Here is a 19,816-nt window from a genome sequence, read left to right on the forward strand (position 1 = left end):
CAGAACCGAGGACATGACTGACATCGACTGGGACGAACTGCGCGCCGTCGCGACGGAGGCGATGCGGAAGGCCTACGCCCCGTACTCGCGCTACAGGGTGGGCGCTGCGGCGCTCGCCGACGACGGCCGGATCGTGGCGGGATGCAACGTCGAGAACGCGTCGTACGGCGTCGGGCTGTGCGCCGAGTGCGCGCTGGTCGGTGATCTGCACATGTCCGGAGGCGGGCGTCTCGTCGCGTTCGTGTGCGTGAACGGCGAGGGCCAGACCATCATGCCGTGCGGCCGCTGCCGTCAGCTGCTGTTCGAGCACGCCACACCGGGGATGCTGCTGGAGACCGTGTCCGGCATCCGCACGATCGACGAGGTGCTGCCCGATGCCTTCGGCCCGCGCGACCTCGAGGAGGTGCGCTGATGGTCGAGGCCTTCGACGCCGTCGACGTCATCCGTGCCAAGCGCGACGGCGGCAGCGTTCCCGAGCCGGCGCTGCGCTGGATGGTCGACGCGTACACGCGCGGCTACGTGTCCGACGCCCAGATGGCCTCGTTCGCGATGGCCGTGTTCCAGCGCGGCATGCAGCGCGACGAGATCCGGGTCCTCACCGACGCCATGATCGCCTCCGGGGAGCGGATGAGCTTCGCTTCTCTCGGCAAGCGGACCGTCGACAAGCACTCGACCGGCGGGGTGGGGGACAAGATCACTCTGCCGCTGGCACCCCTGGTCGCCTCCTTCGGGGTCGCCGTCCCGCAGCTGTCCGGCCGCGGTCTCGGGCACACCGGCGGGACGCTCGACAAGCTCGAGTCGATCCCCGGTTGGCGGGCGGCGCTGTCGAACGACGAGATGTTCGCGCAGATGCAGTCCGACGTCGGTGCCGTGATCTGCGCCGCCGGCTCCGGCCTCGCGCCGGCCGACAAGAAGCTCTACGCGCTGCGCGACGTGACGGGCACCGTCGAGGCGATCCCGCTGATCGCGTCGAGCATCATGTCCAAGAAGATCGCCGAGGGCACGGATGCGCTCGTGCTGGACGTGAAGTTCGGCTCGGGGGCGTTCATGCAGGACATCGACCGGGCTCGCGAGCTCGCGCGCACCATGGTCGAGCTCGGGACCGACTCCGGCGTGGCGACGACGGCGCTGCTCACGGACATGAACGTGCCGCTCGGCCGCGCGATCGGGAACGCGAACGAGGTGCGCGAATCCGTCGAGGTGCTCGCCGGAGGCGGACCGGCCGACGTCCGTGAGCTGACGGTGGCGCTGGCTCGGGAGATGCTCGCGCTCGCGGGCCATTCCGATGCCGATGTGGAGGCCGCTCTCGACGACGGCCGCGCGATGGACAGCTGGAAGGCGATGATCCGCGCCCAGGACGGGGATCCGGACGCAGCCCTCCCCACGGCACGGGAGACGCACGTCGTCACGGCGCCGTCGGACGGCGTCGTCACCCGGATGGAGGCTCTGCCGTTCGGCATCGCCGCCTGGCGTCTCGGGGCGGGGCGCGCGCGGGCCGAGGACGCCGTGGTCCCCGCGGCCGGCATCGATCTGCACGCCAAGCCGGGGGACCGGGTGGTCGCCGGGCAGCCGCTGTTCACGCTGTCCGCCGACGAAGAGGCCCGGTTCGCGCGAGCTCTCGAGGCTGTCGACGGCGCCTGGGCGATCGGGACGGATGCGCCGGAGTCCGGACCGCTCGTCCGCGAGCGGATCACCGCGTAGGCTGTGACCCGCCCCTCCATCCGCTCTCCTGAGAGGTCCTCCATGTCGATCGAACCGACCGGCGACGCCACCGTCCAGGGCGTCTCGCTGCGGAGCCTGCCGAAGGTCTCGCTGCACGACCACCTCGACGGCGCGGTGCGCCCGTCGACCGTGATCGAACTCGCCGACGAGGCGGGACTCGACCTCCCTGAGAAGGACGCCCGGCGGCTGGCCGCCTGGTTCGCGAAGCAGGGCGACTCCGGGTCGCTCGTGGAGTACCTGAAGACCTTCGATCTCACGACCGGCGTCATGCAGACCGCCGAGCAGCTCACGCGCGTCGCCCGCGAGTTCGTCGAGGACCTCGCCGAGGACGGGGTCATCTACGGCGAGGTGCGCTGGGCGCCGGAGCAGCATCTGGCGCGCGGACTCACGCTGGAGCAGGCCGTCGACGCCGTGCAGCAGGGCATCGAGGAGGGGGAGGACGCGGCCGATCGCGACGGGCGCAGCATCCGCGTCGGTCAGCTGATCACGGCCATGCGCCATACCGCCCGCTCCCGGGAGATCGCCGAGCTCGCGGTCGCGTACCGCACACGCGGGGTCGTCGGCTTCGACATCGCCGGTCCCGAGGAGGGCTTCCCGCCGTCCGACCACCGCGCCGCGTTCGACTACCTCGCCGAGCAGTTCTTCCCCGTGACCGTGCACGCGGGCGAGGCCGCGGGGCTGGCGTCGATCCGTTCGGCGCTGCTGGACGGACGCGCGCTGCGACTCGGCCACGGTGTGCGCATCGCCTCGGACCTGCGGGTCGTCAGCCGCGAGGACGACGAGGTCCAGGTGCAGTTCGGCGATCTCGCACGCTGGGTCCGTGATCGCGAGATCCCGCTCGAGCTGTCGCCGTCGTCGAATCTGCAGACCGGAGCGATCGCCGCGTGGGGAACCGAGCTCGGCGACCATCCCTTCGACCTGCTGTACCAGCTGGGCTTCGCGGTCACCGTGAACGTCGACAACCGCACCATGAGCGGCACGTCGCTCACCCGCGAGCTGTCGCTGCTCGTGGATGCGTTCGGGTACGACCTGGACGACCTGGAGACGTTCCAGTTCAATGCGGCCGCCGCGGCCTTCCTCCCCGTCGAGGAGCGCGAGGAGCTCGTCGAGATGATCGCCGAAGGCTTCGAGGACTGACCCGGGTGGCGGTCTTCATCGCCGGACCGGCATCCTGGAACCGCCTGGTGCTGCTCGATCGGCTGCCCGAGCCCGTGCCGCACATGCAGTTCGCCGAGGATTCCTGGGAGACGCTGGGCGGCACGAGTGCGGGGAAGGCGCTGAGCCTCACCGCTCTCGGACGCGATGTGCTCCTGTACGGCCTCAGCGCCGAGGACGAGGACGGTCTTCGGATACGGTCCGCACTGTCGGATGCCGGGGTGCCGGCGCTCTGGGATCGCAGCGCGCACACCGAACGCCACGTGAACCTCATGACGCGAGCGGGCGAGCGGGTCTCGCTGTACCTGTCGGCCCCGCAGGCCGCGTCCGGTGCGCAGGACGCCCTGCTGCGGGATGCGATGGCGGATGCCGACGCGCTGGTGCTGGACCTCGCGGCGGAGCCCGCGCGGCTGCTGCCCGTGGCGGCGCGGACCGGAGTGCCGATCTGGGTCGACGTGCACGACTATGACGGCGAGGCGGAGTTCCATCGGCCGTTCCTCGCGGTCGCGGACGCGGTCTTCTGCAACGCGGATCGGCTCGCCGACCCGGTGGGCTTCCTGCGCAGCCGGATCGACGCGGGGGCGTCGCTCGCTGTCTGCACGCTGGGAGCGGACGGGGCGGTCGCCGTGGACGCCGAGGGCGTCGAGCACCGCGTCGCCGCAGTCGCGGCCGACGTCCTCGACACCAACGGGGCGGGAGACGCCTTCCTCGCCGGTGTCCTGGATGCCCGCCTTTCGGGTCTCGACGTCCCGCGGGCGCTCGAAGCCGGCGCGCGCTCGGCATCGACGGTCCTCGGCACGCGCCATCTCCACCCGCTGCTGGATCCGATCCTGCTCTGAAGGCGTCACCGCTTCGCGTGCGGGGCCGCGTTTCCCGGTCTCACGGGGCGAGCGAGTCCGCGAAGCGGCCGAGGAGATCGGTGACCTCGGCGTGCATCTGCTCGTCCTGGATCGTCGGGTTCCCGTCCCCCGGCTGCGGTCCGTAATCGCCGAACGACGCGTGCGATGCGCCGGCGATCTCCACGAGGTCGGCGTCCGCCGGCAGCAGATGACGGGCGTCGGCGATCTTCTCCGGGGTGGACAGGCCGTCCTTGCTGCCCGCGAGGCTCAGCACCGGCACGTCCGACGCCGAGATGTCCGACGAGCAGTACGAGGCGAACAGCACCAGCGCCTCGGCATCCGGTGCCAGCTGGCAGGCACGGACGCCGCCCAGGGAGTGCCCGCCCACCGCCCAGGCGTCCACCTCCGGCGCCGCCGAGGTGAATGCGTCCAGGCCGCGCGGATCGAAGAACGCCAGGTTCAGCCACGGCCGGGTGATCACGACGGTGACGTCATCCTCGGCGACGATGCCCTGCAGGATCGCGGCATAGGCCCAGGGGTCGACCTTCGCGCCGGGGATGAACACCAGCCCGACGTCGCCTGCGCCGTCCGCGGGGGAGAGCACGATGCCCTCCGGAGCGTCCTCGACCACGATGTCCGGGTTCTCCCGCACCGCGGCGAGCGGCTCGGGCTCGGCCGCCATGACGCCGACCTGGCTCCAGACGAGGATGCCGACGACGCCGAGCACGAGGAGGGCCACCAGCCCCCACAGGATCCCGATGACGACCTTCCGGCCGCGACTTCTCCGCACCCTCCTACGCTATCGGCCCGGTCCAGTGCGGATGCCGCGCTGCCGTGCCGCGACTGCGTCGCGCACGGCCTGGAAGAGCGGATGCCCTGGCTCTAGCCCGGTGACGGACGTCGTGAAGGCCTCCGGGTCCTCTTCGGCCAGTCGCCGCTGCAGCTCGACGGACTGCTCGTCCTCGGGATCCTCGAAGGCCAGCGCCGCAGCGACGGCGGCGACGAGGGCGCCCGTGGCCAGACCACGCTCCGCCGCGGCGGCGGCCGGTCCGATGAACCGTTCGTTCCGGGACAGCTTGCGCAGCGGCTGGCGTCCCACGCGCTGCACCGTGTCGATGAGTTCGGGGTTGCGGAAGCGGTCCAGGATCGTCGCGCGGTACGCGGCGAGCTCGGTCGGATCGAGCCCGTGCACGGCGGAGAGCATGGCCGAGGTCTCCTCGAGCGCCTCGCCGACGGCCGAGGAGACCGCGGGATCCGTGAGGGCGTCCGAGATCCGCTCGTGGCCGGCCAGCGCACCGAGGTATGCCGTGGCGGCGTGCCCCGTGTTCACCGTGAACAGCTTGCGCTCGATGTAAGGAGCGAGGTCGTCGACGAAATGCGCGCCAGGGATGCTCGGCCGATCCGCGCCGAAGGGACCCGCCTCGATCGCCCACTCGAAGTACGGCTCGACCGTCACATCGATCCCGGCGCCCTCCGGCTGCGCCGGGACGATACGGTCCACGGCCGTGTTCGCGAACGCCGCGCGGGCCGTGATCGCGGCGGGGTCCTCTCCGGCCTCTTCGGCGAGGCGTTCGATCTCGCCGCGCAGCTGGTCGGTCGCCCCGATCGCGTTCTCGCAGGCCATCACGGCCAGCGGCGCGGCATCCGGCGATCGTCTTCGCAGTCCCTCGAGGATCACGGGGGCGATGAAGCGCAGCACCGTGGGACCGACGGCGCACGTGACGACGTCGGCGGTCGCCACCGCGGCGATGACGGATTCCGGGTCCGTCCGGCTGTTGACAGCTCGGAATCCGGTCACGATCCGGTTGACACCGCCGGGACCGGCCTCGCGGACGGTGTATCGGTCGGCCGCGTTCAAGGCGTCCACGAGGGCCTCGGCGACGTCCGAGAAGACGACCTCGTACCCGCCCTCGTGCAGCAGCAGCCCCACGAAGCCGCGCCCGATGTTGCCGGCGCCGAAGTGGACGGCGGTGCTCATTCCTCGTTCACCTCCGCCAGCAGCGCGTACAGATCCTCCGGCGTCTGCGCGGCCGAGAGCCGGGCGACGTCGTCCTCCTCCGAGAACAGGATCGCGATGCGGGACAGGATCTCCAGGTGCTCGTCGCCGACGCCGGCGATCCCGATCACGAACGTGACCGGGTCCCCGGCCCAGTCGACCCCGCCGTCGTAGCGCACGACCGACAGCGCCGACGCCAGGATCGCGTCCTTCGCGTCATTGGTGCCGTGCGGGATCGCCAGGCCGTTGCCCATGAACGTCGACACGGTCTGCTCGCGCTGACGCATCGCGTCGAGATAGGCGGGGGTCACGGCTCCCGCCGCCACGAGCAGGTCGGTCGCCTCATGGAGGGCCGCGTCCTGGGTAGCCGTGCCGGCGTGGATGCGGACACGCTCCGGGGTGAGAACGCCCATCATGATTCCTTTCGCTGGTCGCGGACCATCTCCACGACCTCGTCGTACTTCGGCGAGTTCATGAAGTTGTCCACGGAGATGTGGATCGACTCGGGGGACTTGGCCTGCGCGCGATCGGTCAGCTGCTGCTGGGTGATCACGACGTCGGCGGTGCCGTCGAGGTTCGCGATGGCCTGGTTGACCACGGTGATGCCGTCGATGCCGGCCTTCTTGAACTTGTTGCGCAGCACGCTCGCTCCCATGGCGGACGAGCCCATGCCGGCGTCGCACGCGAACACGATGTCGGTGATCGTGCGCGTGGTCACGGTGCCGCCGTCGGCGGCACCGCCCGTCTCAGCCTGGGTCTCCAGCTTGTCCACGACCTCCTCGGCCGCGGCGACGGACGCGGCATCGCCGCTGACCCGCAGGGCGTCCATGGCGGCGGACTTGCGGCCCTTGTTCGCCTCGGTCTGCGCGATCGCGGCTCCGAAGGTGTCCGCCTCGGCGAGCAGGTCGCGCTTGCGCGAGGCGCGCAGGATGACGGCGGTGATGAGGAACGTCACGGTCGCAGCCAGGAGGACGGACAGGTACACCACGAGGAGGTTCGCGACGCCGCCAGCAGCGGGGCTGACCGCTGCGGCGGTGACGGCGATGATGCTGCCGGGAGCCGCCGGGAAGGCGAGGCCGCCGCCGAGGATCATGTTCGTGGTGACGCCCGTGGCGCCGCCGGCGATCAGGGCGAGGATCGTCATCGGCTTGCTCAGCGCATACGGGAAGTAGATCTCGTGGATGCCGCCGAAGAACTGGATGATCGCGGCTCCGGGCGCCGAGGCCTTCGCCGCGCCGATGCCGAAGAACGTGAAGGCGAGGAGCAGTCCGATGCCCGGACCAGGGTTGGCCTCGATGAGGAACAGGATCGACTTGCCGGTCTCCTGAGCCTGCTCGATCCCGAGGGGTGTGAACACGCCGTGATTGATGGCGTTGTTCAGGAACAGCACCTTGGCCGGCTCGACGATGATCGACACGAGCGGAAGGAGGTTGTAGGCGACGAGCCATCCGACCGCCAATCCGAGGACGTCGCTGACCCACAGGATGGCCGGACCGAACACGAAGAATCCGAGGATCGCGAGGAGCATGCCCAGGATGCCGGCGGAGAAGTTGTTGATGAGCATCTCGAAGCCCGGCTTGATCTTGCCGTCCCAGATCCTGTCCATCCACTTCGTCATGAGTGCCGCGAACGGCCCCATGATCATCGCGCCCAGGAACATCGGGATGTTCGTGCCGACGATCACGCCCATCGTCGCGATCGAGGCGACGACGCCGCCGCGTTCGCCGTAGACCATACGACCGCCCGTGTTGGCGATGAGCAGCGGCAGCAGATAGGTGATCGAGGGACCGACGAGTCCGACGAACTGGTTGAAGGGATCGCCGTTGTCGTCGAGCGCCACGGCTGTCATCGCACCGGGCCAGTTGATGGCGTCAGCATCGCCGAAGCCTCCGAGCAGTGGTGCGACAGGAGTCCACCACCCCAACCAGCCCACCGCGATGAAGAGCATCGTGATGAAGCCCCAGGCGATGAAGGCGGCGATGTTCGGCATGATCATGCCGGACAGGAACGTGCCGAAGCGCTGAACGCCCACGCGGAGTCCGCTCTGCTTCGGTGTCGGTGACGTCGTCGTCATGATGTCGTCTCTTTCTGCTGTGTGTTCGGGTGGGGGGTGAGGTCTTCGGCCGCCGCGGCGACGGCGGCGCGAGCGCCGGCGGCGTCGTCGGCAGTGAGCGCCATCTCGGCGAGGCGGCGCGCGTCGTCGAGAGTGCGCTGTGCGAGCGCGAGACGGACGTCGGCCAGCGCGGCGGGAGCCATCGACAGGCTGGTCGCGCCGAGGCCGACGAGGACGACGGCGAGCAGCGGGTCGGCAGCGGCTTCGCCGCAGATGCCGACCGGCTTGCCGGCGCGCGCCCCGGCGGCTCCGACCTCGCCGACCAGCCGGAGGACGGCGGGGTGCCAGGGGTCCTGGAAATCCGCGACCGAGCCGAGCAGCCGATCCGCGGCCATCGTGTACTGGGTCAGGTCGTTGGTGCCGATCGACGCGAAGTCCGCGTGGGCGAGGACGCGATCCGCGAGCAGCGCGCTCGCCGGCACCTCGACCATGACGCCGGCCGTCCTGAGGCCGTACTCGCGGGCGAGGTCGGTGAAGTAGCGGGTCTCCTCGACGGTCGTGACCATGGGAGCCATGACCCAGAGGTCGGCGCCGGTGTCGGCATCCGCCTCGGCGAGGGCGGTCAACTGTTCGCGCAGGATGTCCTCGCTCGCGCGCAGCGCGCGCAGTCCGCGCAGACCGAGCGCCGGATTCTCCTCGTGCGCGTCGTTGAGGAAGGCGAGTGGCTTGTCCGCCCCGGCGTCCAGCAGCCGCACGACGACCTTGCGGCCGTCGAACGCCGCGAGCAGCTCGCGGTACGCCTCTCGCTGCTGAGCGACAGTGGGCGCCTGCGAGGCCGACAGGAACAGGAACTCGGTGCGGAAGAGCCCGACGCCCTCCGCGCCCCGCGCCACCGCGTCGGCCGCGTCGGCCGGCTTGCCCAGGTTCGCCAGCAGCGCGATCGGGGTGCCGTCGGCGAGGGCGCCGGGGGAGGGAGGCAGCGCCTCGGCGCTGAGCCGGGCGGACGCCCGCTCCTCGGCGCGCGTGCGTTCGTCGGCGGATGGATCCGTCGTGACCGCGCTCGCCGCGGCGTCCACGATCACCGTCTCGCCGTCTGCGAGCCGAGCGGCTTCGGCGACCCCGACAACGGCGACGATGCCCTTCTCCCTGGCGAGGATCGCCGTGTGCGAGGTGGGACCGCCGTCCGAGGTGACCAGGGCCAGCACCTGATCGAGGTTCAGCAGCGCGGTGTCGGCCGGGGCCAGGTCGCGCGCCACGAGGACGAACGGGTGACCCGGGTCCGGGATGCCGGGAGCCGGCACTCCACTCAGCCGTGCGAGCACGCGCTGCGCGATGTCGTCGAGGTCGGCGGCGCGCTCCCCGAGGTACCCGCCCACGGCCTCGAGGGTCGCGCGGAACCCGGCGAACGCGTCATGCACGGCCCACTCGGCGGTGCTGCCGGTGTCGATGCGCGCATCCACCTCGTCGAGCAGGGTCGGGTCCTCGGCGATCATCGCCTGGGCCTCGAGGACCTCCTGTGCCGAGCCGCCTGCCGCTTCGGCCCTGGCGGTCAGCTCGGCTGCGACGGCGGCGATCGCCTCGCGCACGCGGACGCGCTCGGCATCCGCACCGGCACCGCTGGGGGCGTTCTCCGGAGCGGGCAGGGGCTCCGCCATCCGGACGACCGGGCCGGTGGCGACGCCGGATCCGATCCCGACACCGCGCAGGACGCCCATCAGGCCGGGTCCTCGTCGTGATCCGTCGTGAGCAGTTCGGACAGGGTGTCCAGCACCGCGTCGGCGCCGTCGCCGTCGGCCGTGAGCGTGACGTAGTCGCCGTGCTCCACGCCGAGCGCGATGACGCCGAGGATGCTCGCGGCGTTGACGGGCTTGCCCGAATCCTTGGCGATCGTGACGGGGATGCCGGCATCCTTCGCGGCCTGTGCGAAGAGCTTGGCCGGTCGGGCGTGCAGCCCGTGCGAGGATCCGATGCGGACGGTACGGGAGACGGCGGTCATGATGTTCCTTTCTCGGCGGTGAGGGCGGACCGCGCGAGCGCGAGCGTGCGCGTCCCGTCGCGGTCGGCGAAGACGTCGTCGGGCAGATGCAGGACCGGGCACCCCGCCGCTGCGCGGACGGCATCCATCCGGTCGGCCAGGTGCGGCCCGACGAGGACGAGATCGGCGGCGTGGGCCGAGACGGACGTCTCGGTACCCGCGGATGCCTGCCAGGAGAGCCCTGCGACCGAAGCCGCGCGTTGCAGGCGCTGTGCGACGAACGTGCTCGACGCACCCGCCCCGCACACCACGAGGATCCTCTTCGATGCCATGACTCCATTCTGGGAACCGGCTGAGAACCGCACCACCAGGGTTCTTTCCGCCCCCGCGGAACCGACGGCGGGGTCCTGCCGCCCGTCGCCTGCTGACATCATGGGAGGCGACGAAGCGCACTCGGGATTCGGAGGGACCATGACGCGTCAGCGCCAGGACCAGCTCCTGTCCGTTCTGCTGCGCCAGGACGGCTGGGCCACGGCGGCGAGCCTCGCCGACCAGCTGGGGGTCACGCCGCGCAGCGTCCGTTCGTACGTCGCGGCGCTGAACGCCAGGGTCGACGAGGCGGACGCCGTGGAATCCGGGCCGGCCGGGTATCGCGCCGCGGCCGGCGCCCGCGCGGCGCTGCGCGCCCGAGCGGACGAGTCCGCGCCGCGGGATCGGCTGCACGCCGTGGTCCGGCTGCTCCTGGACGAGCCCGGCGGGGTCGACCTCTACGAGACGGCGGACCGGCTGCACGTGAGCGAGGCGACGGTCGAGTCCGACCTCGCACGCGTGCGCGCTCTTCTGGAGGGCACCGAACTCGTCCTGGAACGCGAGCGCGAGACGATCCGACTGCGGGGGACGGAGGCCGCGCAGCGACGCCTGCTGAGCCGGCTCGCGCACGACGAGATGGATGCGGGATCCTTCCACCCGGAGAGCATCCGGCACGCGCTCGCGGGTGACGTCGTGGGGCCCGAGGCGGTCGCGGCCTTCAAGATCGCGCTTGTCCGGGAGCTGGGCGCGCTCGGATACTTCGTCAACGAACTGGCGATCTCGGACGTGCTGCTGCACATCGCGATCGCAGCCGACCGCGTGGCGGCGGGCAGGGCGCTGGAGACCGAGACCGGCTCCGGACCCGCGCGGGACCCGCAGGGGGAGATCGGCCGCGTGGGCGGGCAGATCACGCGCCTCGCGCACGAGCACTTCGGCGTCCGGCTCGGCGAGGGGGATGCCGCGCATCTGGCCACGCTCGTCCTGACGCGGGTCGTCGCGCCGGGGCGGGGGAGCGGGTCGGACCTCGCGCGCAGTGGAGTGGATCCTGTCGTGGAGGAAGCCGTGCGCGCCGAGGTGGCGCGGGCGGCGGGCGACTACCAGGTCGATCTGGTCGACGACGCGTTCCTGCTGCGGCTCGCCCTGCACGTGCAGAACCTCCTGCGACGCGCGAAGGAGCAGGCCTGGACGCGCAATCCTCTGACGCGGTCGTTGAAGTCCTCGTACCCGATGATCTTCGAGGTGGCCGTGTCGATCGCAAGCGGCCTGCACGACCGGCTCGACCTTCCGGTCAACGACGACGAGATCGCGTACATCGCGATGCACATCGGGGGACGACTGGAGCGCAGTCGCAAGTCCGAGTCGATCCTGACGGCCACCATCGTCTGCCCGGGGTACTACGAGCTGCACGAGCTGCTGCGCTCCAGCGTCGATCGCTCGCTGGGTTCGGCCATCGAGGTCACGCACGTCGTCACGTCCGTCGACCCGGACTGGCGTGCCTTCGACACGGATCTCGTGCTGTCCACGATCGAACCGGGGCTGCGGGGCGACCGGTTCGTGCGGGTGCAGCCGTTCCTCGGCGAGGCGGATGTGGAGCGGGTCCAGCAGGCCGCCGCGCGCCTGCGGCGAGCCCGGCGCCTCGCGCGCCTGCGGACGGAACTTGCCCGCTATCTGGACGCCAGCGCTTTCGTACACCCGCTCGAGGACGTCGGGGACGAGGCGATCATCCGGCGGCTCGGAGGGCTCCTCGTGCAGGCGGGGCTGATCGATCAGGACTACGTCGACAAGACCGTCCAGCGCGAGCGCATGTCGTCCACGGCGTTCACCGACGCCCTGGCCGTGCCGCACTCGCTGCACATGACGGCCCGTCGGACGGCGATCGCGATCGGCGTGGCGGACGGCTCGGTGGCGTGGGGGGACGGACGCGTCCAGGTGGTCGCGCTCGCCGCCTTCAGCGAGAGCGATCGCGCCGCGTTCCAGACGGTGTTCGAGCAGCTCGTCGAGGTCTTCAGCGAGCGCGAGAGCGTGCAGCGGCTGGTGCGCCGCGGGACGACCTTCGAGTCGTTCCTCGATGAACTCGTCGCCGTGATCGACGGCTGAGGCGCGTCAGCGCGGCGCGAGGACCTCGGCCATCGCGTCCAGGACGGCGTCGGCGTCGGGCGATGCCGGCGTCTCCAGCACGACCACGTCTCCCTCGGTGAGCGCGAGGTCCATGACGGCGAGGATGCTGGCGAGCTCGACCACGGCCCCCGTGGCGGTCGCGAGCGTGACCGGAGCCGGGTGCGCCATCGCGAGGCGGGCGAGCTCGGCGACCGGCCGCGCGTGCGCACCGCCGAGCGTGCTGATCGTCACCTGGCGCAGGGGCATGCAGCGATGCTATCCGCACTCACCCGGCCAGGGCGAGGACGCCCCTGACCAGGGTGACGGCGATCCCCGCCCACGCGCAGGACAGCATCATGGCGCGTGCCACCCGCACCGGGACGACGCGGGTCAACGCGGCGCCGGCGACGATGCCCACCGCCGTGCAGGTGCTCAGGACGAGCATCTCGCCGGCCGGCTCGGCGGGGAGGCCGCGCAGGAGCACCGACACCGCGCCGTATCCGAGGAACACCACCTGGGCGCTCGCGGCGAACCGCCGCTGCTCCCATCGGTCGCCCAGCGCGTAGGCCGCCAGAGCGGGTCCGGACAGCCCGCTGGAGGCGTGCAGGAACCCCGCCGTCGCCCCGGCGTACAGCGCGCCCCTGCGACCCTTCAGCACGGCCGCGGCAGGACCGCCGAACCGCGGCGTCAGCAGGGCGATGATCCCCAGTCCCGCGATGAGGAGCAGCAGTGCCGCCTCCGGAAGAACACGCGTCACGAGCACTCCGAACGGCGCAGCCGCGATCCCGGCGCCGAGCAGCCAGAGCGTGCGCGGCCAGTCGATCAGTCGCCAGCCCGAGGGCACGGCGACGAGCGCCGCCACGACCGAGAGCAGCACGGCCACGGTGACGCCCTCGACCGCGCCGTAGATCAGGACGGCCGGACCGATGAGCACCAGGACGAAGGCGAGACCGGTGAGACGCTGGATCACGGCGGCCACGGCCGCGGCCGCGCCGGCGAACAGGAGGATCATCGGGACGTGCGGCTCAGGAACGCTCCTCCAGCAGCGCGCGCACGCCGGACTCGATCGTCGCAACGGCTGCGGTCGCGGCATCCGTAGAGTCCCCCTGCGCGTCGATGTACACCTTCAGCTTCGGCTCCGTACCGCTGGGGCGCACGATGACACGACCGCCTCCGGCGAGGCGGTAGCGCAGCACGTCCCCGGCGGGCTGCCCGGGCGCTGCGACCAGCAGATCCTCGGCGGAAGCGACCGCAGCGTCGCCGACGGCGGTCGGCGGCACCTGCCGGAGGGACGCCATCACGGCCGTGATGACGGAGAGGTCCTCGACGCGCACCGAGACCTGCCCGCTGGCGAAGTGGCCGTACGTCTCGCCCAGTTCGGCCAACAGCGTCGCGAGGCTCTCGCCGCGCTCCCGTGCCTCCGCGGCGAGGCCGAGCACCGCCACGGCGGCCGAGATGCCGTCCTTGTCGCGCACGGTCCCGGGATTCACCAGGTACCCGAGGGCCTCCTCGTATCCGAACACGATGCCGGGCGCGCGGGAGATCCACTTGAACCCAGTGAGCGTCTCGGCGAAGCCCAGACCGTGCCGTTCGGCGATCACGCCGAGACCGGGGGAGGAGACGAGGGAGCAGGCCAGTGCCGCCCCGGGCGTCCCCTCGGCGGCGCGCGCCGCGCGGGCGCCGAGCAGAAGGCCGACCTCGTTCCCGCTGAGACGCCGCCAGCCGCCGTCGGCGTCCGGGTCGGGGATCGCGACGGCGAGCCGGTCCGCATCCGGGTCGTTGGCGAGGATGAGCTCGGCACCGGTCGAACGGGCGATGTCGAACGCGAGATCCATCGCGCCCGGTTCCTCGGGGTTGGGGAACGCGACCGTGCGGAACGTCGGATCGGGATGCTGCTGCGCACGCACGACGGTCGGTCGCGGGTATCCGGCTGCCGTGACGATCTTCTCGACCGTCTCCCATCCGACCCCGTGCATGGCGGTGTACACCCACCGCAGTCCGCGCGCGCCCTCTCCGGCGGGCGCGACGGCGGCGGTGGCGGCCACGTACGCCTCGACGACCTGCTCGTCCGCGATCTCGTAGGCGTCCGAACGGGGAAGGCTCCCGACGTCCCCGGCGTCGGCCACCTGCTGGATGTGCCGTGCGATCTCGGCATCCGCGGGCGACACGATCTGCGAGCCCTGGTCCGCGCCCCCGAGATAGACCTTGTAGCCGTTGTCGTTCGGCGGGTTGTGGCTGGCGGTCACCATGACGCCCGCATCGGCGCCGAGATGACGCACGGCGAACGCGAGCACGGGCGTCGGCAGCAACCTCGGCAGCAGGATCGCCCGGAGTCCGGCGCCGGCGAACAGCTCGGCGGAGTCCTGCGCGAACCGGCGCGAGTTGCGGCGCCCGTCGTAGCCGATCACGACGGTGGGAACTGCGCCGCCGGCGCGTTCGAGCAGGTATGCCGCGAAGCCCGCAGCGGCCTGCGCCACGAGCACGCGGTTCATCCGGTTGCTCCCGGCTCCGAGAGCGCCGCGCAGACCCGCGGTGCCGAACGCCAGGCGTGCGCCGAAGCGATCGGCGAGGTCGGCCAGAGCCGCGGGGTTCCCGCCCGCGGCGAGCGTGATGATACCGGCGAGCTCGTCCCTCGTCTCGGCATCCGGATCCTGGCGCAGCCAGGCGCGCGCCGTGGTCAGCAGCGCGTCGCTCACAGCGCCTCGACCACCTTGGCCAGCAGGGCGGAGATCACCGGCTCCGCCTCGCGACCGGCCTCGATGACCTCGGCATGACTGAGCGGGGTCTTCTGGATGCCCGCGGCGAGGTTCGTGATCAGGGAGAATCCGAGGATCTCCATGCCCGCCTCGCGAGCGGCGATCGCCTCGAGCGCGGTCGACATCCCGACGATGTGGCCGCCGATGTGCTTCGCCATCTGCACTTCGGCCGGGGTCTCGTAGTGGGGTCCGCGGAACTGGGTGTACACGCCCTCGTCGAGCGTCGGGTCGACCGAGCGCGCGATGTCGCGGAGCCGCTTCGCGTACAGGTCGGTGAGATCGATGAAGGTCGCGCCCTCCAGCGGCGAGTCCGCCGTCAGGTTGATGTGGTCGCTGATGAGGACGGGCTGGCCGGGCTTCCACGTCTCGCGCACACCGCCCGCGCCGTTGGTGAGCACCATGATCGAAGCGCCCGTGGCGGCGGCGGTGCGGACGCTGTGGACGACGCGTCGCACGCCGTGCCCCTCGTAGTAGTGCGTGCGCGCGCCGATCACGAGCACGTTCTTGCCGCCGGGTGTGCGGATCGAGCGCAGCGTTCCGACGTGCCCCTCGAGAGCGGGCTTCGAGAACCCGGTGACCTCGGTGGCCGGGATCGTGGCGACGGTCTCGCCGATCAGGTCTGCGGCCTTCCCCCAGCCGCTGCCGAGGGTGAGGGCGATGTCGTGCTTCTCGACGCCGGTGATGCGCGCGATGTCTGCGGCCGCTGCGGCTGCGACCTCGAACGGGTTCGCGTTCGGGTCGTCGAGGGGGTGGTGCTGAATGTCGGTCATGGATCCACTCTAGGAAGCGGATGGCACCGGGGCCAGGATTGCGGACGAATGCTCCGGGAAGAGCGGCGGCACGGGGTGCGGAGTGAGGAGGACTGCCCAGGGAAAGGCGGACGGCGCTCGGGTGCGGAGTGAGGAAGAATAGGGTCATGTCCTCAACTCCCTTCGAGCGCACTCAGCGCGTCGCCGTCCTCGGCGGCGGCCCCGGCGGATACGAGGCGGCTCTGGCCGCCGCCCAGCTCGGAGCCGAGGTGACCCTGGTCGAGCGCGTCGGCGTCGGCGGGTCGGCGGTGCTGACGGACGTCGTGCCCTCCAAGAGCCTCATCGCGACGGCGGACGCCGCGGTCGCGATCTCGGAGGCCAGCGACCTCGGCGTGCAGTTCTTCGCGAAGGGGGAGCACGGCAAGCCGCTCAAGCCCGAGATCGCGATCAATCTCGCCGCCGTCAACAAGCGACTCCTCGCGCTCGCCGCGCAGCAGTCCGAGGACATGCGCTCGTCGCTCCTCGAGGCCGGCGTGCGCATCCTGTCCGGGCACGGACGACTCGAGGGCACGAACGCGATCATCGTCGCGACGGGTCCGGACGGCACGGACTTCGACCGCGTCGAGGCGGACACCATCGTGGTCGCCGTCGGCGCGTCGCCGCGCGAGCTGGATTCGGCCAGGCCCGACGGCAAGCGCATCCTCACGTGGACGCAGCTCTATGACATGAAGGCGCTGCCTGAGCACCTCGTCGTCGTCGGCTCCGGTGTCACCGGCGCGGAGTTCGCCTCGGCGTACATGAACCTCGGCGCGAAGGTGACGCTGGTGTCCAGCCGCGAGCAGGTGCTTCCCGGCGAGGACCAGGACGCGGCACGCGTGCTGGAGAAGGTCTTCAAGCGCGGCGGGATGCAGGTGCTTTCCAAAGCGCGCGCCGAGAAGGTGGAGAAGACGGATTCCGGCGTGCTCGTGACGCTGTCCGACGGGCGCACTGTCGAGGGAAGCCACTGCCTCATGGCGGTCGGGTCGATCCCCAACACGGCATCCATCGGTCTCGAGGAGGCCGGCGTCGAGCTCAGCGAGGGCGGCCACATCCGCGTCAACCGCGTGGCACGCACCTCGGTGCCGAACATCTACGCGGTCGGCGACTGCACGAACTTCTTCCCGCTGGCCTCCGTCGCCTCGATGCAGGGACGCACGGCGGTTTTCCACGCGCTCGGCGACATCGTGATCCCGCTCGAGCAGATCAAGATCACGTCGAACATCTTCACGGCACCGGAGATCGCGACGGTGGGCTACTCCGAGAAGGACGTCGAGGACGGCGTCGCCGACGGCATGGTCTACAAGCTCCCGCTCGCCGCGAACCCGCGCGCGAAGATGATGGGCATCAAGGACGGTTTCGTGAAACTCATCGCCCGCAAGGGATCGGGGACGGTCATCGGCGGCGTGATCGTGGGGCCGAAGGCGTCCGAGCTGATCTATCCCATCGCCGTGGCGGTGGAGCGGCGGCTCACCGTCGATCAGGTCTCGCGCGTGTTCGCGGCGTACCCGTCGCTGTCGTCGAGCATCACGGATGCCTCACGGGCGATGCACCTCGTCAACATCTCCTAGCATCTCCGGACAGACGGGAAGGGCGCCTCACCGCGGTGAGGCGCCCTTCCCGTCTACGTGCGCGTCAGCTGATGGTCAGCAGCTGGTGCCCGGCCGAGACGGTGGCTCCGGCGTCCGCGTTGATGTTGCCGATGACGCCGTCCTTGTGCGCCTGAAGGGGCTGCTCCATCTTCATCGCCTCGAGAACGACGACCAGATCGCCCTTGACGACCTGCTGACCGTCCTCGACGGCGACCTTGACGACGGTCGCCTGCATGGGCGACTTCACGGCGTCGCCGGATGCTCCGGCGGAGACGGAGGTGGCGTGGCTGCGCCGGGACGGGGGGACGGCGGCGGGGCGTCCGGCGGTCCCGGCGGCGACGGCCACGCGGTCGGGCAGGCTCACCTCGAGACGCTTGCCGGCGACCTCGACGACCACGGTGTGGCGCGCGGCTGCGGCTGCCGGAGCCTCGAGCTCTCCGTCCCAGGCGGGGATGTCGTTGACGAACTCGGTCTCGATCCACCGCGTGTACACGCCGAACCGGCCGTCCTCGGCGGTGAAGGCGGGGTCGCGGACGACCTTGCGGTGGAACGGCAGGACGGTCGGAAGGCCCGCGACCTCGAATTCATCCAGAGCGCGCCGCGCGCGCTCCAGCGCCTCGGCGCGGTCCTTGCCGGTCACGATGATCTTCGCCAGCAGCGAGTCGAACGCGCCGGAGACGGCGTCGCCGGCGGTGACGCCGGAGTCGAGGCGGATGCCGGGACCGCCGAAGGTCTTGAACACGTGGATCGGACCGGGCTGGGGGAGGAAGCCGCGTCCCGGGTCCTCGCCGTTGATGCGGAACTCGAACGAGTGCCCCTGCGGAGCCGGGTCGTCGTAGTCGATCGTGCCGCCGGCGGCGATCCGGAACTGCTCCCGGACCAGGTCGATGCCGGTGACCTCCTCGGAGACCGGGTGCTCGACCTGCAGGCGCGTGTTCACCTCGAGGAACGAGACCGTGCCGTCCGCGCCGATGAGGAACTCGCAGGTGCCGGCGCCGACATAGCCGACCTCCTTGAGGATGGCCTTGGACGCCGCGTAGAGCTGACGGTTCTGCTCCTCGGTGAGGAACGGCGCCGGGGCCTCCTCGACGAGCTTCTGGTGACGGCGCTGCAGCGAGCAGTCGCGCGTCGAGATCACGACGACGTTGCCGGCGGCGTCCGCCAGGCACTGCGTCTCGACGTGGCGGGGCTTGTCGAGGTACTTCTCCACGAAGCACTCCCCGCGGCCGAACGCCGCGACGGCCTCGCGCGTCGCGGACTCGAACAGCTCGGCGACCTCGTCCAGTTCACGGGCGACCTTCAGGCCGCGGCCGCCGCCGCCGTACGCCGCCTTGATGGCGATCGGAAGACCGTGCTCCTGCGCGAAGGCGACGACCTCGTCCGCTCCGCCGACCGGGCCGGGGGTGCCGGGGGCGAGCGGCGCCCCGACCTTCTCGGCGACGTGCCGGGCGGTGACCTTGTCGCCCAGCGCCTCGATCGCTTCGGGGGACGGCCCGATCCAGATCAGGCCGGCGTTGATGACGGCGCGGGCGAACTCGGCGTTCTCGGCGAGGAAGCCGTATCCGGGATGCACGGCGTCGGCGCCGGAGCGGCGGGCGATCGAGAGGATCTTCTCGATCTGCAGGTACGTCTCGGCGCTCGTCGCTCCGCCGAGGGCGTAGGCCTCGTCGGCGAGCCGGGTGTGCAGGGCCTCGCGGTCCTGATCGGCGTAGACGGCGACCGAGGAGATCCCCGAATCGCGAGCGGCGCGGATGATGCGTACGGCGATCTCTCCGCGGTTGGCGATGAGCACCTTCTCGATGGGCATGACTGCCAGCCTAGCGAGAACGAAGCCGTCGCCTTTGACGACCCTCCACAAGAAAATCCCGAGATCGTGTCGGAGAGCCTACGAGCGCTCCGTCCAGAGGTCCGTCCAGGTCACGCCGAGATCCGAGGCGAGTCGTCTCAGGGTCGACAGAGACATGCCGACCACCGTGGACGGGTCGCCGTTCACCCGCGTGATGAACGCGCCTCCCAGGCTGTCCACGGTGAACGCTCCGGCCACGTGCAGCGGCTCGCCGGAGGCGACGTAGGCCGCGATCTCCGCGTCGGAGATCTCGGCGGCGAAAGACACGGATGCCTCGGCCACCGCCGTGGCCTCCTGCGGGTCTGTGCCGGGCGACACGCGGTGCACGGAATGGCCGGAGTACAGAACGCCGGTCTCGCCGCGCATCTCGTGCCAGCGCCGAGTCGCCTCCTCCGGCGTGTAGGGCTTGCCGTACACGCGCCCGCCGAGCGCGAACATCGAGTCGCCGCCGATCACGAGCCCGTCGAAGTCCGGATGCTCGGCCGCGAGACGCCGCACCACATCGGCCGCCTTGGCCCTGGCCAGCAGCAGCACCAGCTCGCCGGGCGGAAGGTCTCCGCCGCGCGCCTGAGCCGCGGCCGCCGCCACGGCGTCCTCGTCCACCTCCGGGCCGATCGTGAGCGGCTCGATGCCGGCCTGGCGCAGCAGCATGAGACGAGCGGGAGAGGTGGAGGCGAGGCAGACGCGCATG

General features: G+C 71.2%; 19 protein-coding genes. 6 read left to right on the forward strand and 13 right to left on the reverse strand.

What is annotated here, in order from left to right; genetic code table 11:
- Positions 1-13: 13 nt before the first annotated feature.
- Genes AC3RXZ_RS08680 through AC3RXZ_RS08695 form a run of 4 tightly spaced genes read left to right on the forward strand, consistent with a single transcriptional unit; the run spans position 14 to position 3,716 of the window.
- The gene (locus AC3RXZ_RS08680; protein ID WP_243232416.1) at positions 14-412 is read left to right on the forward strand and encodes a cytidine deaminase; all 399 of its coding nucleotides are present in this window, start codon (positions 14-16) and stop codon (positions 410-412) included.
- Entirely contained in the window at positions 412-1,701 is a 1,290-nt protein-coding gene (locus AC3RXZ_RS08685) for a thymidine phosphorylase (protein ID WP_491493753.1), read from the forward strand. The genes AC3RXZ_RS08680 and AC3RXZ_RS08685 overlap by 1 nt, the downstream gene beginning before the upstream one ends.
- Positions 1,702-1,743: 42 nt before the next feature.
- Positions 1,744-2,859: an adenosine deaminase gene (locus tag AC3RXZ_RS08690; RefSeq protein ID WP_243232422.1), complete on the forward strand. Its 1,116-nt coding sequence runs from the start codon at positions 1,744-1,746 to the stop codon at positions 2,857-2,859.
- Positions 2,860-2,864: 5 nt separating this feature from the next.
- Complete coding sequence (locus AC3RXZ_RS08695) at positions 2,865-3,716, forward strand: carbohydrate kinase family protein (protein ID WP_491493754.1); 852 nt, start codon at positions 2,865-2,867, stop codon at positions 3,714-3,716.
- Positions 3,717-3,756: 40 nt separating this feature from the next.
- Here the strand turns inward: AC3RXZ_RS08695 and AC3RXZ_RS08700 are convergent, their stop codons facing one another.
- The 7 genes from AC3RXZ_RS08700 to AC3RXZ_RS08730 are packed head-to-tail and all read right to left on the reverse strand — an operon-like array spanning position 3,757 to position 10,072.
- Positions 3,757-4,506, reverse strand: a complete 750-nt coding sequence (locus tag AC3RXZ_RS08700; RefSeq protein WP_491493755.1) for an alpha/beta hydrolase — start codon at positions 4,504-4,506, stop codon at positions 3,757-3,759.
- 9 nt (positions 4,507-4,515) lie between these two features.
- Entirely contained in the window at positions 4,516-5,694 is a 1,179-nt protein-coding gene (locus AC3RXZ_RS08705) for a mannitol-1-phosphate 5-dehydrogenase (protein ID WP_243232454.1), read from the reverse strand.
- Entirely contained in the window at positions 5,691-6,125 is a 435-nt protein-coding gene (locus AC3RXZ_RS08710; protein WP_491493756.1) for a PTS mannitol transporter subunit IIA, read from the reverse strand. The genes AC3RXZ_RS08705 and AC3RXZ_RS08710 overlap by 4 nt, the downstream gene beginning before the upstream one ends.
- Entirely contained in the window at positions 6,125-7,786 is a 1,662-nt protein-coding gene (locus tag AC3RXZ_RS08715) for a PTS mannitol transporter subunit IIBC (RefSeq protein WP_243232460.1), read from the reverse strand. Before AC3RXZ_RS08715 ends, AC3RXZ_RS08710 begins: the two co-directional genes overlap by 1 nt.
- Complete coding sequence (gene ptsP, locus AC3RXZ_RS08720) at positions 7,783-9,480, reverse strand: phosphoenolpyruvate--protein phosphotransferase (RefSeq protein ID WP_491493757.1); 1,698 nt, start codon at positions 9,478-9,480, stop codon at positions 7,783-7,785. The genes AC3RXZ_RS08715 and ptsP overlap by 4 nt, the downstream gene beginning before the upstream one ends.
- On the reverse strand, positions 9,480-9,761 hold the full coding sequence (locus tag AC3RXZ_RS08725; RefSeq protein ID WP_243232465.1) for an HPr family phosphocarrier protein: 282 nt from the start codon (positions 9,759-9,761) through the stop codon (positions 9,480-9,482). Before AC3RXZ_RS08725 ends, ptsP begins: the two co-directional genes overlap by 1 nt.
- Positions 9,758-10,072 (reverse strand): PTS sugar transporter subunit IIB, encoded by a 315-nt coding sequence (locus AC3RXZ_RS08730; protein WP_491493758.1) that lies wholly within the window; start codon positions 10,070-10,072, stop codon positions 9,758-9,760. Before AC3RXZ_RS08730 ends, AC3RXZ_RS08725 begins: the two co-directional genes overlap by 4 nt.
- Before the next feature lie 139 nt (positions 10,073-10,211).
- Here AC3RXZ_RS08730 and AC3RXZ_RS08735 point away from each other — a divergent pair, with 139 nt between their 5' ends.
- The gene (locus tag AC3RXZ_RS08735) at positions 10,212-12,146 is read left to right on the forward strand and encodes a BglG family transcription antiterminator (RefSeq protein ID WP_243232471.1); all 1,935 of its coding nucleotides are present in this window, start codon (positions 10,212-10,214) and stop codon (positions 12,144-12,146) included.
- A gap of 6 nt (positions 12,147-12,152) precedes the next feature.
- Here AC3RXZ_RS08735 and AC3RXZ_RS08740 read toward each other — a convergent pair whose 3' ends face one another.
- From AC3RXZ_RS08740 to AC3RXZ_RS08755, 4 genes are read right to left on the reverse strand one after another with little or no spacing between them, the layout of a single operon-like run.
- On the reverse strand, positions 12,153-12,413 hold the full coding sequence (locus AC3RXZ_RS08740) for an HPr family phosphocarrier protein (protein WP_243232474.1): 261 nt from the start codon (positions 12,411-12,413) through the stop codon (positions 12,153-12,155).
- 19 nt (positions 12,414-12,432) lie between these two features.
- Positions 12,433-13,158, reverse strand: coding sequence for a TSUP family transporter (locus AC3RXZ_RS08745; RefSeq protein ID WP_243232477.1), 726 nt, complete (start codon positions 13,156-13,158; stop codon positions 12,433-12,435).
- Positions 13,159-13,171: 13 nt separating this feature from the next.
- Positions 13,172-14,842 (reverse strand): phospho-sugar mutase, encoded by a 1,671-nt coding sequence (locus AC3RXZ_RS08750; protein ID WP_491493759.1) that lies wholly within the window; start codon positions 14,840-14,842, stop codon positions 13,172-13,174.
- On the reverse strand, positions 14,839-15,672 hold the full coding sequence (locus AC3RXZ_RS08755) for a purine-nucleoside phosphorylase (RefSeq protein WP_243232482.1): 834 nt from the start codon (positions 15,670-15,672) through the stop codon (positions 14,839-14,841). Before AC3RXZ_RS08755 ends, AC3RXZ_RS08750 begins: the two co-directional genes overlap by 4 nt.
- A 146-nt stretch (positions 15,673-15,818) precedes the next feature.
- On the opposite strand from AC3RXZ_RS08755, the gene AC3RXZ_RS08760 reads away from it, so the two are divergent.
- Positions 15,819-17,258: an NAD(P)H-quinone dehydrogenase gene (locus tag AC3RXZ_RS08760; protein ID WP_243232484.1), complete on the forward strand. Its 1,440-nt coding sequence runs from the start codon at positions 15,819-15,821 to the stop codon at positions 17,256-17,258.
- Positions 17,259-17,322: 64 nt separating this feature from the next.
- Here AC3RXZ_RS08760 and AC3RXZ_RS08765 read toward each other — a convergent pair whose 3' ends face one another.
- Both AC3RXZ_RS08765 and AC3RXZ_RS08770 read right to left on the reverse strand, forming a co-directional pair.
- Complete coding sequence (locus AC3RXZ_RS08765) at positions 17,323-19,086, reverse strand: acetyl/propionyl/methylcrotonyl-CoA carboxylase subunit alpha (protein WP_491493760.1); 1,764 nt, start codon at positions 19,084-19,086, stop codon at positions 17,323-17,325.
- 78 nt (positions 19,087-19,164) lie between these two features.
- Positions 19,165-19,815, reverse strand: a complete 651-nt coding sequence (locus AC3RXZ_RS08770) for a Maf family protein (protein WP_491493761.1) — start codon at positions 19,813-19,815, stop codon at positions 19,165-19,167.
- Position 19,816 lies beyond the last annotated feature (1 nt).

The organism is Microbacterium cucumeris (assembly GCF_058349845.2).